The 14,266-nt window shown below is 58.3% G+C and carries 13 protein-coding genes; 3 read left to right on the forward strand and 10 right to left on the reverse strand.

Annotated elements, in window-relative coordinates; all coding sequences use genetic code 11:
* The first annotated feature begins 241 nt into the window (after positions 1 to 241).
* Together ABLV75_RS16015 and ABLV75_RS16020 are read left to right on the forward strand one after the other, a co-directional pair.
* Complete coding sequence (locus ABLV75_RS16015) at positions 242 to 1,942, forward strand: molecular chaperone HscC (RefSeq protein ID WP_004101301.1); 1,701 nt, start codon at positions 242 to 244, stop codon at positions 1,940 to 1,942.
* Positions 1,939 to 3,912 (forward strand): J domain-containing protein, encoded by a 1,974-nt coding sequence (locus ABLV75_RS16020; RefSeq protein ID WP_004101303.1) that lies wholly within the window; start codon positions 1,939 to 1,941, stop codon positions 3,910 to 3,912. Before ABLV75_RS16015 ends, ABLV75_RS16020 begins: the two co-directional genes overlap by 4 nt.
* 101 nt (positions 3,913 to 4,013) lie before the next feature.
* Here the strand turns inward: ABLV75_RS16020 and gdhA are convergent, their stop codons facing one another.
* Positions 4,014 to 5,357: an NADP-specific glutamate dehydrogenase gene (gene gdhA / locus ABLV75_RS16025; protein WP_004101304.1), complete on the reverse strand. Its 1,344-nt coding sequence runs from the start codon at positions 5,355 to 5,357 to the stop codon at positions 4,014 to 4,016.
* 182 nt (positions 5,358 to 5,539) lie between these two features.
* Positions 5,540 to 5,950, reverse strand: coding sequence for a pyrimidine (deoxy)nucleoside triphosphate diphosphatase (locus tag ABLV75_RS16030; RefSeq protein ID WP_004101305.1), 411 nt, complete (start codon positions 5,948 to 5,950; stop codon positions 5,540 to 5,542).
* A gap of 86 nt (positions 5,951 to 6,036) precedes the next feature.
* On the opposite strand from ABLV75_RS16030, the gene ABLV75_RS16035 reads away from it, so the two are divergent.
* On the forward strand, positions 6,037 to 6,654 hold the full coding sequence (locus tag ABLV75_RS16035) for a CDP-alcohol phosphatidyltransferase family protein (RefSeq protein ID WP_004101306.1): 618 nt from the start codon (positions 6,037 to 6,039) through the stop codon (positions 6,652 to 6,654).
* 623 nt (positions 6,655 to 7,277) lie between these two features.
* On the opposite strand, the gene ABLV75_RS16040 is transcribed toward ABLV75_RS16035, so the two are convergent.
* From ABLV75_RS16040 to ABLV75_RS16075, 8 genes are all read right to left on the reverse strand, one after another.
* Positions 7,278 to 7,505 carry a hypothetical protein gene (locus ABLV75_RS16040; RefSeq protein ID WP_017146085.1) on the reverse strand — a complete coding sequence of 76 codons (228 nt, stop codon included), beginning with the start codon at positions 7,503 to 7,505 and terminating at the stop codon, positions 7,278 to 7,280.
* A gap of 57 nt (positions 7,506 to 7,562) precedes the next feature.
* Positions 7,563 to 8,858, reverse strand: coding sequence for a rhodanese-like domain-containing protein (locus tag ABLV75_RS16045; protein WP_004101308.1), 1,296 nt, complete (start codon positions 8,856 to 8,858; stop codon positions 7,563 to 7,565).
* Between the two features lie 78 nt (positions 8,859 to 8,936).
* Positions 8,937 to 9,569 (reverse strand): ATP-binding cassette domain-containing protein, encoded by a 633-nt coding sequence (locus ABLV75_RS16050; RefSeq protein WP_004101309.1) that lies wholly within the window; start codon positions 9,567 to 9,569, stop codon positions 8,937 to 8,939.
* On the reverse strand, positions 9,569 to 11,104 hold the full coding sequence (locus ABLV75_RS16055) for an ABC transporter permease subunit (protein WP_004101311.1): 1,536 nt from the start codon (positions 11,102 to 11,104) through the stop codon (positions 9,569 to 9,571). Before ABLV75_RS16055 ends, ABLV75_RS16050 begins: the two co-directional genes overlap by 1 nt.
* Positions 11,077 to 12,237, reverse strand: a complete 1,161-nt coding sequence (locus ABLV75_RS16060; RefSeq protein ID WP_348855023.1) for an ABC transporter substrate-binding protein — start codon at positions 12,235 to 12,237, stop codon at positions 11,077 to 11,079. The genes ABLV75_RS16055 and ABLV75_RS16060 overlap by 28 nt, the downstream gene beginning before the upstream one ends.
* Before the next feature lie 9 nt (positions 12,238 to 12,246).
* Positions 12,247 to 12,798 carry a carboxymuconolactone decarboxylase family protein gene (locus tag ABLV75_RS16065; RefSeq protein WP_004101314.1) on the reverse strand — a complete coding sequence of 184 codons (552 nt, stop codon included), beginning with the start codon at positions 12,796 to 12,798 and terminating at the stop codon, positions 12,247 to 12,249.
* On the reverse strand, positions 12,795 to 13,493 hold the full coding sequence (locus tag ABLV75_RS16070) for a TVP38/TMEM64 family protein (protein WP_032704650.1): 699 nt from the start codon (positions 13,491 to 13,493) through the stop codon (positions 12,795 to 12,797). The genes ABLV75_RS16065 and ABLV75_RS16070 overlap by 4 nt, the downstream gene beginning before the upstream one ends.
* Positions 13,483 to 14,145 (reverse strand): TVP38/TMEM64 family protein, encoded by a 663-nt coding sequence (locus tag ABLV75_RS16075; protein WP_004101318.1) that lies wholly within the window; start codon positions 14,143 to 14,145, stop codon positions 13,483 to 13,485. The genes ABLV75_RS16070 and ABLV75_RS16075 overlap by 11 nt, the downstream gene beginning before the upstream one ends.
* Positions 14,146 to 14,266 lie beyond the last annotated feature (121 nt).

Below are 14,266 nucleotides of genomic sequence, written 5' to 3' on the forward strand. Positions count from 1 at the left end.
AATTCGCGGGATTTTTCTTTTTCCGGTTTGACTTCTCTTGCTGTGAATCATTATTTCTAATAATAGATTATCTCTTTAATATTAATTTATTGCTGATATTTATTTAAAACGCACCAAAGCCATTTAAAGATTGCGGGTTTATAAGGACTTTATTTTATTATTGGCGTGATTCCGACGGATTAATTCTGCGCACAGCAAAGCCTGTGCCTTCGCGTGCAATATATGAATACAGGGATGGCAAATGATAATAGGAATAGATTTAGGAACGACAAATAGCCTGGCCGCCGTATGGCAGGAGGGTAAAGCCGTTTTAATTCCCAATGCGCTGGGGAAATTTCTTACGCCAAGCGTGGTGAGCATTGACGATGACGGCATGGTGCTGGTGGGGGAGGCGGCCCGCGATCTTCAGCTGACACGTCCCGCCAGCTGTGCGGCTAACTTTAAACGCATTATGGGCACTTCTCAGACCATGATGCTGGGAAAACAGGCGTGGCGCGCGGAAGAGCTCTCTTCACTGGTGCTGCGCCAGTTAAAAGAAGACGCCGAGAATTTCCTTGGCGAACCGGTGACGGAGGCGGTGATTAGCGTTCCCGCCTGGTTTAGCGACGTGCAGCGTAAAGCGACCAAAATCGCCGCCGGTATGGCCGGGCTGACCATCAGCCGTCTGATCAACGAACCCACCGCTGCGGCGTTGGCTTATGGGCTGCACAACCAGGAAGATGAACATCAGTTCCTGGTTTTTGATCTTGGCGGCGGCACGTTTGATGTCTCAATCCTCGAACTGTTCGACAACATTATGGAAGTCCGCGCCAGCGCCGGAGATAACTTTCTCGGCGGCGAAGATATCGTGGATATTCTGATCGAGGCGTTTCGCCTTCGGCAGCAGTTCCCGCAGCAGATCGAATGGCGGGAACCCACGCTGCAGCGGCAGCTGCGGGTGGAAGCCGAAAGAGTTAAGCGGGTGCTGAGTCTGCGTGAAACCGCAATTTTCAGCGCGGAAATCGAGGGTGAATGCTATCAGTGGGAGATTACCGAAGCGTATTTTCAGCTGCTGCTGGGATCTTTTTTCGCCCGCATTCGCGCGCCTCTCGAAATGGCGATTCGCGATGCGCGGCTTGATATTGCGCAGCTGGATCAGGTGGTCCTGGTCGGCGGAACCACGCGTATGCCGCTGATCCGTAAACTGGTGACGCAGCTCTTTGGGCGCCTGCCGGCGATGCATTTGAATCCGGATGAAGTGATTGCCCAGGGCGCGGCAATTCAGGCTGCGCTCAGGATGCACAAGCGTGAACTTGAGGATGTGGTCGTCACGGATGTTTGTCCGTATACCCTGGGCGTAGATGTCTCAAGATCGCTGGGCCATACCCGGGAGTCGGGTTATTTTGCGCCGATTATTGAACGCAACCGCAGCATCCCCTGCAGCCGGATGCGGGATTTTTATACCATCAGGGATGATCAGACCCACGTCGATTTCAAAATCTACCAGGGCGAGAGCCGGATGGTGGAGGACAATATCTTCCTTGCCGAAATGTCTATTGCCGTGCCGCCAAAACCGGCGGGAGAAGTCAAAATAGAAGTGCGTTTTACCTACGATATCAATGGACTGCTCGAAGTTGATATTCACGTGCCCTCAACCGGCAACCGCAGTAGCCTGCTAATAGAACAGCATCCTGGCACGTTGACGGAAGAGCAGATCCAGCAATCGCGGGCAAAACTCCGTGCGCTGAAAATCCATCCTCGCGATGAGCAGGCAAATCTGGCGCTGATGGCGCGGCTCGATCACCTCTATCAGTTGAGCCTCGGCGAGACACGCGAATGGATCGGCGACTGTTCGCTGCGGTTCCGCTCCCTGCTGGAAAGCCAGGAGCGCGATCGGATTGCCCGTTTTCGCGAACAGGTTGATCCGCTCCTTGACGGCATTGACGCGGAGCGACTGCTATGAATTGCTGGGAGGTTTTAGGGTTAGCGCCGGGAGCGGAAACCCGCGAAATTAAGCGTCGTTTTGCGCAACTGGTAAAGATTAACCGTCCGGAGGATGACGCCCCGGCGTATCAGCGGCTGCGCCACGCCTATGAGGAGGCGCTCTCCTGGGAGCCGACCAATGATGTTCTGCCTGCGCAGCATGACGTGGTGGAGCATCAACCGGCGACATCAGAGCACGGAGCACCGGCACCTATTGGCGTTGCGCCATCGCGTATTCCGTTACCCCGCGCCTCGCGTCCGCAGCCAGAACCCGTCTCTCCTGGCTCCACGCTAAGCTGGCGAAGCGTGCTTGACGAGCTGCTTATGGCGAACGAAAGCAAGCCTCAGGAGGCTGAAAAGCAGCTGGCCGATGCTGTCGCCAGGCTTGCCTGGTCAGATCTGAAATCCCGCTTACTGTTTGAGGAAAATCTGGCGTTAACGTTGAGCCGGGTGTTTCGTCCTTTGCTGATGTTGGCAGCGGCAGAAAAGTTTAAGTGGAATTTGAATTCCGGAGGCAATTTTCAGACCGCCTGCAGCGTCATTAATGAGAAATGCGCGCTCTGGCGGCTGCTTGCCGCGGAAATCGGACCGCTGTTTTTTGCCGATATGACGGCGATCGAGGAAATCGAAAGCGGCGATCGGCTTAAGGCGCTTTATCAGAACTATGCGCAGGATGCGGAGAACAGACCGTGGTTTGATGCGGTGGTCTTAACCCACATCGCTCAATACGACCTCTCTTCCGCGCTGCTGGGCCTGGTGATTGAGCAGATTGAATGGTCATTTAAAGCGCAGAAAACGCTCCGCAACTGGTCGCTTAGCGAACGCTTTTATGCGTTAGAGACGATTCACCCGGTGGGATATAAAAAACTTTGCGCTGCTCTCGGCTGCATCGACGGTGTTTACCATACTTCGAAAAAGGTGGTGAGCTATATCAAAGCGGCAGAGCTGAAGCACGCCGTGTCCCGCTACAATCTTGGTCTTCTCTATGAACTGGGAGAAGATGTAGAGCAAGACGCTATCCGCGCATTCTTCTGGTACGCCTGCGCGGCAAAACAGGGCGATGCGGACGCGCAGTATGCGTTGGGACTGTGCTATCGAAACGGAAGTGGCACCGTTCAGGATGACCAGCAGGCTCTCGTCTGGCTACAAAAAAGTGCTGAACAGGGGAAGGCTATTGCCCGGTATGAACTCGGGCGCCTCTACTATGATGCTGCTTCTCCGCATTTGCGTGACGGCGCGCTGGCTCTTCATTGGCTGGGCAAAGCGGCGCAGCAGGGGCTGGCGTTCGCGCAAAATAGTCTGGGCACTCTCTATTACGAAGGCCGCATGGTAGATAAAAACTATTCGCTGGCTCTGGAATGGTTTAGTCAGGCAGCCCGCCAGGGGAATACGCTGGCGCAATATAACCTCGGGCAATTATACAGCAACAATGAAACCGGCTTAGCCGATTACCCAAAAGCATTATACTGGTTAACTCAGGCAGCAAATCAGAATTATGGCGATGCGCAATTCAAACTCGGATTCCTCTATTTTGCCGGAGAGGATATCCCGCAGAATATGCCGGAGGCTATACGCTGGCTGACCTGTGCATCCCGACATCATTATGTTGATGCTTTTAATCTATTGGGATCCATCTACCTCGGCGGCCATGGCGGGGTACCGGTGGACTATAGTCAGTCTCTGTTCTGGTACGAGAAAGCGGCGAAGCGTGGACATACCAGCGCCCAGAATTTAGTGGCCTTTATGTATGCCAATGGCGTTGGAACGGAAGAGAATGCGATTATCGCCTGGGCCTGGATCCTGATATCCGGCGGCAATGATCCCAGAATAAAGCAGGAGCAAATTCGCCGCAAAATGTCCGGACGCGATCTGGCGGAAGCAGAGGAGATTGCTCGTCAATATAGGCAAAAATATCGGCTGAATACGCCTGAATTTGAGGATGACGATTGAAATTGCGGATAAGCGCTTTTATTTGTTTGTGACGTAACAATAAAAGCGTAATCAACGCCTCAGCCTGAATCACTCTCTTTGGCTGAGGCGTGATGACTGGCTTAAATCACACCCTGAGCCAGCATAGCGTCAGCAACCTTCACGAAACCGGCGATATTGGCGCCGCGCACGTAGTTGGTCTGCTTCGCTTCGCCGCCGTACTGCACGCAGGCGTGGTGAATATCCAGCATGATGTGGTGCAGACGCGCATCCACTTTTTCCGCTTTCCAGCCCATGCGCGCGGCGTTCTGCGCCATTTCCAGGCCGGAGGTGGCGACGCCGCCGGCGTTCGCGGCTTTACCCGGCGCGAACAGTACGCCCGCTTCAAGGAACAGATCGGTGGCAGCGATGGTGGTTGGCATATTGGCGCCTTCCGCTACGGCCTTCACGCCGTTAGCGATCAACTGACGGGCGGCATCGACGTCCAGCTCATTCTGCGTCGCGCACGGCAGCGCGATATCCACCGGTACGGACCACGGCTGTTTGCCTTCCAGATAGGTCAGGCCAAACTCGCGCGCGTAATCCGCTACGCGGCCATGGCAACGCTCTTTAATGTCGATCAGGCGCGCCAGTTTTTCTTTGGTGAAGCCTGCCTCGTCGACGACGGTGCCGTTAGAGTCGGACGCTGTAATCACCCGCGCGCCAAGCTCCATTGCTTTCTCGATGGCGTACTGCGCCACGTTGCCAGAGCCGGAAACCGCCACGCGAGCGCCTTCAAATCCCAAACCATGGCGCTTAAGCATCGCTTCGGTAAAGTAAATCAGGCCATAGCCGGTGGCTTCCGGACGAATCAGGCTGCCGCCGAAGGAGAGACCTTTGCCGGTAAATACGCAGGCGCTGTTGTTAGAGAGCTTACGCATCATCCCGGCCATAAAGCCGACTTCACGACCGCCTACGCCGATATCACCGGCAGGCACGTCGGTATCCGGCCCCAGATGACGATACAGTTCGGTCATCAGCGCCTGGCAGAAACGCATGACTTCGCCGTCGCTCTTGCCTTTAGGATCGAAATCGCTGCCGCCTTTACCGCCGCCCATAGGCAGGGTGGTCAGGGCGTTTTTGAAGGTTTGTTCAAAGCCAAGGAATTTCAGAATCGACAGGTTTACGGAGGGGTGAAAACGCATACCGCCCTTGTACGGGCCGATGGCGGAGTTGAACTGCACGCGCCATGCGCGGTTAACCTGAACCTGGTTACGGTCATCAACCCAAACGACGCGGAACTGGATAGCACGCTCCGGTTCAACCAGACGTTCCAGCAAATTCATCTGGCGATAGCGCGGATTTTCCTCAAGGAAGGGCCACAGGGTGGTCATCACCTCGCGGACGGCCTGAGCAAATTCAGTTTGATTTGGATCGCGCTGTTGAACGCGGGCGAGAAAACCTTCCAGAGTGCACGTCTGATCCATAGATATAATTTCCCCTTATGGTTGTGGTTGCGTCTATTTATTATGATTCGGCCCTTGAAAAAGCCGATTTTCCGACTATACCACCGGGAATCGTTAGGTAAGCAAGGAAAAATTGTTCGGAAAGCAAAATTTATAATCAGGCATGGGTCATAATCAAAAACGATGACCGCCGCCTGACAGAATTAGCGGGAGAGGAGAGCGGCGCGCTGGGCGATAAAGGCTTCCAGCAGGGGGATGTCCGCTGGCGCAAGGTTGAAGCTAAAGGCCTCCTGCGGTGAACACCAGCGCAGCTGACTGTCATAGCGGGCGATGGGTTCGCCGCTAAAATGAGGGACCCACCAGGCGTGAAGATGAATCAGGCGAGCGGAAATTTCGCGCCGATGGCTGGCGATATAGCATCCCGGGCTGGCGTCGATCTCCAGCTCTTCCCGGAGCTCGCGGGCCAGCGCCTCGGCCTGGGTTTCGCCGGGTTCGACTTTACCGCCGGCAAATTCCCACATCCCCGGCTGATCCGCGTGGGGAGGGCGCTGCGCCAGCAAAATTTGCCCGTTGCGTTCGATAATGGCGGCAACAACATCAAGAGTTTTTAGCATGTGAATCATCGTTCTGTACTGAAGAATCGCCTATTATCACCGCCCTGGTACTCTGCAAACAACCCTGAATCCGCTGGAGAAACTTCGTGCTTGATCGTTATCTGCATCCGCGTTTGAAACCTGCTCTCAACGCCACCGCCGCTCTGCTGGATCGTCCAGCCGTCTCTCCCGACGGTCTGACCCTGCTTGGCTTTGCAATTGGCGTACTGGCGCTGCCGTTTTTAGCCCTGGGCTGGTATCAGGCGGCGCTGGCGGCGATAGTGCTTAACCGCCTGCTGGACGGCCTCGACGGCGCGCTGGCCCGGCGACGCGGGTTGACCGATGCAGGCGGTTTTCTCGATATTTCCCTCGATTTTCTGTTTTACGCCCTGGTGCCGTTTGGCTTTATTCTGGCCGAGCCGGCTCACAACGCGCTGGCGGGCGGCTGGCTGCTTTTCGCGTTTATCGGTACCGGCAGCAGCTTTCTCGCCTTTGCCGCGCTGGCGACAAAGCATCAGATCGCCAATCCGGGCTACGCCCACAAATCGTTTTACTATCTTGGCGGACTGACGGAAGGGACGGAAACCATCGCGCTGTTTGTGCTGAGCTGTCTGTTCCCGGCGTGGTTTGCCTGGCTGGCGTGGATTTTTGGCGCGCTGTGCTGGCTGACGACCTTTACGCGGGTGTGGAGCGGATACCTGACCCTGAAACAGGTAAGAGAGTGATGAGCAGGTTTTGTGCCGGGCGGCGGCTGACGCCTTGCCCGGCATACGGGTTCGAAGCCGTCTGCGGGCCGGTAACCCGGACAGATGCGCCGCATCGCCTCCGGGAAACTCTGCCACTCTGCGCTCTGCTCCCGGGGGCGGCGCTTAACGCGCCTTGCCCGGACTACGGGTTCACCGTTGTCTGCAGTCCGGTAGCCCGGACAGATGCGCAGCATCGCCTCCGGGAAACTCTGTCACTCTGCGCGCGGCTCCCGGGGGCGGCGCTTAACGCGCCTTGCCCGGGCTACGGGTTCACCGCCGTCTGCGGGCCGGTAGCCCGGACAGATACGCCGCATCGCCTCCGGGAAACTCTGCACTCTGCGCTTTGCTCCCGGGGACGGCGCTTAACGCGCCTTGCCCGGGCTACAGGTTCAGTGCCGTCTGCAGTCCGGTAGCCCGGACAGATGCGCAGTATCGCCTCCGGGAAATTCAGCTACGCTGCGCTTTGCTCCCGGGGGCGGCGCTTAACGCGCCTTGCCCGGACTACGGGTTCTGACGACCTTGGCACAGGTGCCTGAGTCTAAGAAAAAATCAGCGCCACCCAAAAAATAACAGCCTTGGTGGTACGGCGAATCAGGAGTGAATTAGTTTGTAAGGCTGGCCAGAACCAGGCCAAAACCCACCCCAGCGCTGAGAATTAGTGTCAGGATCGCATTGCGCCATACGCGCCAGTGTTTGCCGAAAGTATCGGGATCGGATTTGTGTTTATGCCAGGTTTGCCATGCAACGGCGACAGTAGCCACAATGGGCAAACCCACCATAAATGTCAGAATGAGATTTTCGATATACTCGGTATTAATGGTCAATTTCATCGTCCTTTATCATTAACGTGCCGGGCAAATCCATCGCCCGGCATCAAAGCCGCGATATCACTCCGGCTTGCGATCGCCAGTCGCAATCGGATTTTTCGGATCGCTGCTCCACTCGTACCAGCCGCCGTCGTAGACCGAGACGTTGTTCCAGCCCATCGCCCTGGCGTACATAAACGTTTCTGAGGCGCGCCATCCGGTGCCGCAGTAAAAAGAGACCTGCTGGCTCGGCAGAATATTCCATGATTTCCACATCGCGGCGATATCATCAGCGCTACGCATGGTGCCGTCCGGATTATGGAAATCCTCCATATGGGTGGAATCGCTTCCGGCATGACCCCAGCGAGCCCCGGCAATTTCGCCCTTCGGCTTGATATAGCTGTAGCCGCTGGTGGTACCGATAAACTCCGGCCAGGAACGGATGCTGACCAGCGAAGCATCCTGACGATGCAGCAGGGCGCGAGCCTGCTCGGTATTGAGCATCAGCTGCGGCTGGCCCGGGATGGGGGCGCCAAAATCCGGTTCAGGTTTCTGTTCTGGCGGCGTTCCGCGCTCAACCGGCAGACCGGCATCGGACCAGGTCTTCCAGCCGCCGTCGAGCAGGCGCACATCCTTCACGCCGGCGTAGAGCATAATCTGCGCCACGCGGGCGGCGGCATACACGTCGCGACCGTACAAAATTACCGTGGTGTCATGGCGAATGCCGTGTTTTGCCAGCATCGCTTTAAGCTGCGCGTCGGACACTTTATTCCATAGCGGTTCGCTCTCCACCTCGTTAGTGTCGATATAACCGGCGCCCGGAATATGGCTCAGCAGATAAAACTTCGGCGCGCCCCAGGCGGCTTCAAAAACTTTCCATTCACCGGCAGGCGCGGCGGTAACCGGCTCGCCGCGCTGGAGGTCGTGCAGCCACTGCGGATATACCAGCTGTTCAAAATGCGGCAGCTTTTGCAGGCGACCTGCCTGGCTCAGGGCATCGCCGAGGGAGCTGAGATGAGTGAAACCAGCAGCCTGAAGGCGCGCCGCGACTTTCGCGTTGTCGTCGGCGTTGCCGTATAGCGCAATTGGCGTAGAGGTCTGCAGATTGTGCAGCTTAGCCCAGGCGCTCAGCTGTTCGTCGTTCATCGCGCCAAGCCAGCTGGCTGACAGGTTAAGCGCCTGCGGTTCATGACCCTGAGGACCGTTAGCGCTTTGCGGCCAGCCGTTATAGAAAGCGCTGAGACGCGTATCAATAGCGACGCCGTTCTGCTGTTGCAGCGTGGAGAGCGTTAGCGTTGGCATGGATTCAGCGGCGGAGGTGGAAGCAGCAAGCCCCATCAGGAGGGCGAGTGCGGTCAATTGAGAAACACGTTTCATCGAAATGCCCGACAGTAGAAAAATGAGCGGCAATTCTCGGCGTTCTCAGCGGAAAAATCCTTGCGATAGCGCAGGCTTTCATTGCCACTGGCTCATATGCAAACAGCGCCCGCCGACGGGAGAGTCCTGGCGATCGTGCGTCACCAGCAGCGCCGGAATGGCCAGCCGCGCCAGTTCGTCGAATACCCAGCGGCGAAAATCGGCGCGCAGCTCAACGTCAAGTCGATTAAAGGGCTCATCAAGCAGCAGCGCCCGCGGTCGGGCTAGCAGGGCGCGCATCAGGCTGACCCGCGCCCGCTGGCCGCCGGAAAGGGTGGCCGGATCGCGGCTGTAGAAACCCTCCAGACCGGCGCGCTCCAGCGCCTGTTCTACCTGCGGTTTTCGCTGGGAACGTTGGACGTCAGCGGGCAGCGCCAGCCGCAGATTTTGTCCGACGCTGAAGTGGTCAAACAGCAGCGCGTCCTGGAACAGGATGCCGATACGCCGCCGCTCGGTGGGTAAACTGTCGCAGCGCTGGTTATCCAGCCACAGCTCCCCTGCGGCGCGGAAATCTTCCGCCAGCGCGCCCACCATCCAGGCGAACAGCGTCGATTTGCCGCTGCCGGAGGGGCCCATCAACGTCAATATCTCGCCCGCTGCGACCGAAAAATCGACGTCGCGCAGCAGCGGCTGTCCGTTGAGTCTGAGAGTCAGGTTTTTGACGATCAACATTAGCGTAATCCTTGTCGATAGCGGCCAATCGGCCAGGCCAGCAGAGCGGTGAGAGCAAAGAACATCGCCGGTAGCAGCAACTGCCACAGCGCCTGCGCGGCGAGGGTGGCGATATCGCCGCCGCTGCTCAGCGCCACGGCTTCGCTGGTCAGCGTTGGGATCCGCCCGCCTCCCAGCCATAACGTCGGTAGATATTGCGCAATGCTTACCGAAAAGCCCACCGCCAGCGCCGTCAGCAGCGGACGCGTCAGGGCAGGTAAGGTGACCAGCCAGAAGATACGCCCCTGATGCCAGCCGAGGGTTCGGGCAACCAACTCCGCGCGCGGATCGGCCGCGCGACGCGCGGGATGCAGAATAAACAGCATCCATGGTACCACCCATAGCAGATGGCCCCATAAAACGGTAAGCCACTCGCCGTCCTGCCACGTATACAGCGCCAGCTGGTATTGCCCGTCCACCAGCGGCAGCGCCGGTAAAATTAGCGGCAGCCAGATCCAGCCGCCGAAGCGGGAAGGGCCAAGCTCCAGCCACAGCAGGCAAACGACCGCGCCGAGAAGCGCAGAGCAGAAACCGAGCCACAGACTGTTGCCGATGCTATCGCCGAGCGGAGCACGACTCTGCGCCGTCGCCGCCAGCAGCAGCGCGCAGAGCGCGCCACACAGCGGCAGGAGAATCGCGAAGCTTTTCCCGACGAGCGCCCGCGGCTGCGGGCGGCGGATCCCCTGAACCGGTGGGATCCGCCGCCGCCAGACGCGCCAGGCTCCCCATGCCAGCAGCGCCATCATGACGAGCGTCAGCAGTAATACCAGGCTGGCAAGGGCCCCTTTGGCCTGCTGTTGTTCATCGCCCTGGCTCAACCATTGCCAGGCCAGCACCGCCAGCGTCGGCGGGTTGCCCGGCCCAATTACCAGCGCGACATCAACCGCCGAAAGGCTCCAGGCGGCGGTCGCCAGTAGCGCGATCGCCAGCGCTGGCAGCAGTGCAGGTAACACTAGCCACTTCAGGCACTGCCAGCGGCCATAGCCGAGGCTTTTTAATACCGTAGCCTGTCCCGCCAGCCGTTTCTCACCTAACAGGCCGTAAACCACCCACAACAGAAATGCGCTCTCTTTGACCGCCATCGTCAGACCCAGGCCAATGCCGTAGCGGTCAACTGGCGGAATGAAAAAGGGCAGCAGGCGAGAGAGCCAGCCGCCTTCAGCAAATAGCAGCAGGGCGGCGGTAGCGAAGGCGACATGGGGTACCGCCAGCAGCAGCGGCAGCCTGGCTGCCAGCCGGCGCCAACCGCTTGATGGCCAGAGTGCGGCAACAACCGAGAGCGTGATGATCAGCGCGCCGCCAACCGAGAGCAGGGTTGAGACGAGAGTCGCCGCCAGCGCCTGCCAGAACTGCGGATCGGCAACCAGCGACTGCCAAAGCGTCAGGCGCAGCGCCGGAAGCGTCATCATAGAAACGGCCGGCAGCAGCGGGAGATAGATCAGCGCGACGGCGGCCCAGGCCAGCAGCCTTAGTGCGTGCCGTAGCGGCGCAGCCATTCCTGCTCCAGCGCTTCTACCCAGGCCGAGTGCGGTTCTCCCAGCATTGGCGGCAAATCCTGCGGCACAACGGCGTTGAAGGACTGGCGCTCATCTGCCGTTAACTTCGCCGGATCCAGCACGCTGGGGTCGCCCCACACCGCCGGGTCGGCCTTGCGCAGCTGCGCCTGCGGTGAGAGCAGGAAATTGGCGACAACTTTCGCCCCTGCCGTCGCGCGGGCGTTAGTCGGGATCGCCACAAAGTGGACGTTGCCGAGCATCCCCTGGCTAAAACCGAAGCCGTAGCTGTCTTTCGGCAGCTCGCCGCTGGCCGCTTTTTGCTGCGCGTGCAGCGGGTTGAAGGTGATTGACAGCCTGAGGACACCGTTCGTCAGCATGGTATCCATACGGGCGGGCGAAGCCGGGAAGTCGCGGCCCTCGCGCCATAGCAGAGGGTGAAGCTGGTCAAGGTATTGCCACAGCGGCGCGGTCGCGGCGGCGAAGTTGGCCTCTTGCGGCGGCTGACGCAGGGCGTCAGGATCTGGGGTCAGCGTCAGCAGCAGCTGTTCGAGAAAGGCGGTACCGGTAAAATCCGGCGGCCGCGGATAGGTAACGCTACCGGGGTGCGCGGCGGCGAAAGCCAGCAGCCCCTGCGGATCGTTGGGCGCGTCGGGCGTTTGCGAACGGCGGGCGATAAAAGTGAGCTGCGCGCCGCCCCACGGCGACTCCGCCCCGTCGGTAGGAATGGAGAAATCTTCGCGCACCGACTTTTGCGTATCGACAAAGCGCCAGTTGGGCAGGGTTTCCGCCCACTGGGTTTGCAGCAGATTTGCGCTTTTCAGGGTGCGGAAATTCTCGCCGTTAACCCACAGCAGGTCGATAGAACCGCCAGAACTGCGTCCGGCGCGGGCTTCGCTTTGAATGCGCTTTACCGCGTCGGCGGCATCGGCGATATGCACGATGCGCAGATCGATGGCATAGTCGCGCTTCACCTCTTCGCTGACCCAGTCGAGATAGCGGTTAACCGCCGGATCGCCGCCCCAGGCGTTAAACCACACCGTCTGGCCGCGAGCCTCTTGTTGCGTGGATTGCCAGTTGGCGCTGGCGGACAGCGGAGAAAGCAACAGCAAAGCGAAGACCAACAAACTACGCATAACCACTCCTTATGGTTTCGAATCGGTGGGAAGCGGGCATAACCCCTGGGCGGGGATCGCCATCGCCGAATTAAAGCGCGCTGACAGGTTTTGTAACCCGATCAGCGCCGTGAGTTCGGTCAGCGCTTGAGCATCAAACTGTCCCGCCAGCTTATCGCGCAGCGCGTCGTCGACGGCCGGAGGCGTCATGCTGGCCGCTTCGGCATACTCCAGCGCCAGCCGCTCGCGTTCGCTGAATAGCGCGCTATCTCGCCATCCGGCTACAGCCAGGAGTTTATCGCTGCCGCCGCTGCGCTCCGCCAGCTTCATGCTGGTGATATCAATACAAAACTTGCACAAACACAGCTGCGCGATGCGGGCGCTGACCAGCGAACGCAGCACCGGCTCGAGGGGCGAGCGTTTGCGTTCCAGATAACCGACGAACATCGACACCAGATAAAAGACCAGCGGAATGCGGCCCCACCAGCGAATAGGGCTCAGCACCTCGCCGTAGTGGCGGCGATGCAGCCAGGCCTGCGGGCGCAGAATCAGGGGAATTGACTTCAGGGGGGGTAAGCTCATCGTGAACGCCTCTTTTGTTGTTCAAGATAGAGTGCTTTCGCGACGACCACCAGGATCGCCAGCGCAAACAGGATCGATAAACCGGTTACCAGCCAGAATGTACCGCCCGTCAGCAGGCTGCCGGTCCACGAGTAGACTATCGTGGCGGGCAACTGGCCCAGACCGGTAGCCAGCATAAAATGGCGAAAGCGTATTGAGGTCAGTCCGGCCGCGTAACTTACCGGATCAAAAGGTACAAAGGGCAGCAGGCGGCAAACCAGGATGGTGTGTTTACCGTAGCGGGTAAAAAAGCCATCCATACTCTGCAATACGCTTTTGCCGGTCAGCTTTTCCACCGCTTCGCGGCCAAATACTCTGGCGATGAAAAAACACAGCGCCGCCCCGGCCATGGCGCTCACCCACGATAGCGCGCCGCCCCAGAAGGCGCCGAACAGGGAAGCGTTAGCGAAGGTGATGAGAAAAGCGGGAAGCGGGGCGATAATCGCCTGCAGAATCATCAGCGCAAAGGAGACCAGAGCCGCCTGCGGCCCCCAGGAGTCGATAAAACGCTCAATAGCCAGCTGATCGAGCGTGGCAAAGGCGGCGAGGCTGCGCTGCATAAACCCATTGACGCCGGGGATCAGCCACCATGCCAGCAGCCCCGCCAGCAGCGTAGTGCCAATGATTATCCGGTAGATCGCCTGGCTATTTTTCATCGTTGATTCGCCACCGTTGCGTGTCGATCCGCCGATAGCGGGCATATCTTTTGGCTGCCTGAATCAGGACAAATAACACCAGCCCGGCAAGCGTTAGCTTTAGCACAAAAAGGGAGGTGATACCGTCGCGGATAAGTTCGCTGGCCATCAGCGTATAAATAAATATGCCGGGCAAGGTGGTTATGGCGGAAATAAAGGTAAACGACCAGAATGAAATAGCCGTGAGGCCATAGGCGTAATTCTGGATATTATAGGGAAACAGCGGGACTAACCGGGTCAGAATTAAAAAATCGCAGCCGCTACGCTCAATGCCTCTTTCAATTGCCTGGAATATCGCCGTCTCTCCGAAGTATTTAAGCAGCAGCTCGCGGCCCAGCCAACGGGCGAGCAGGAACGACAGGGAGGAGGCGACCGTCGCCGCCAGCAGCGATAGCAAGGTTCCCGTCAGCGGGCCAAAAAGTACACCGCCGGCAATGACCAGCGCACTGCCCGGAATCAAAAACAGGGTAGCGATAATAAACAGCAAGATATAGAGCGCATACCCGAAGCCACCGCTTTGGCGGATCATTTCGCGCAGATGGTGGAAATGAGTGACCAGCTCGGCAAAACCCGACTGCTGGATAATACAGGCAAAAATGCTCAGGATGACCACAACAGAAAGCAGCTTATACTCTGCTTTATGACGGCTTCTTTTGCATTGGGTTCTCCTGTCTTACGCGGGCGGTCAAAAGTGCGCGCGACAGTATAATAGTTTGCCGACGTTCACAATCTAT

The sequence above is a fragment of the Klebsiella sp. CN_Kp066 genome (genome assembly GCF_040065135.1).
GTDB lineage: Bacteria > Pseudomonadota > Gammaproteobacteria > Enterobacterales > Enterobacteriaceae > Klebsiella > Klebsiella oxytoca.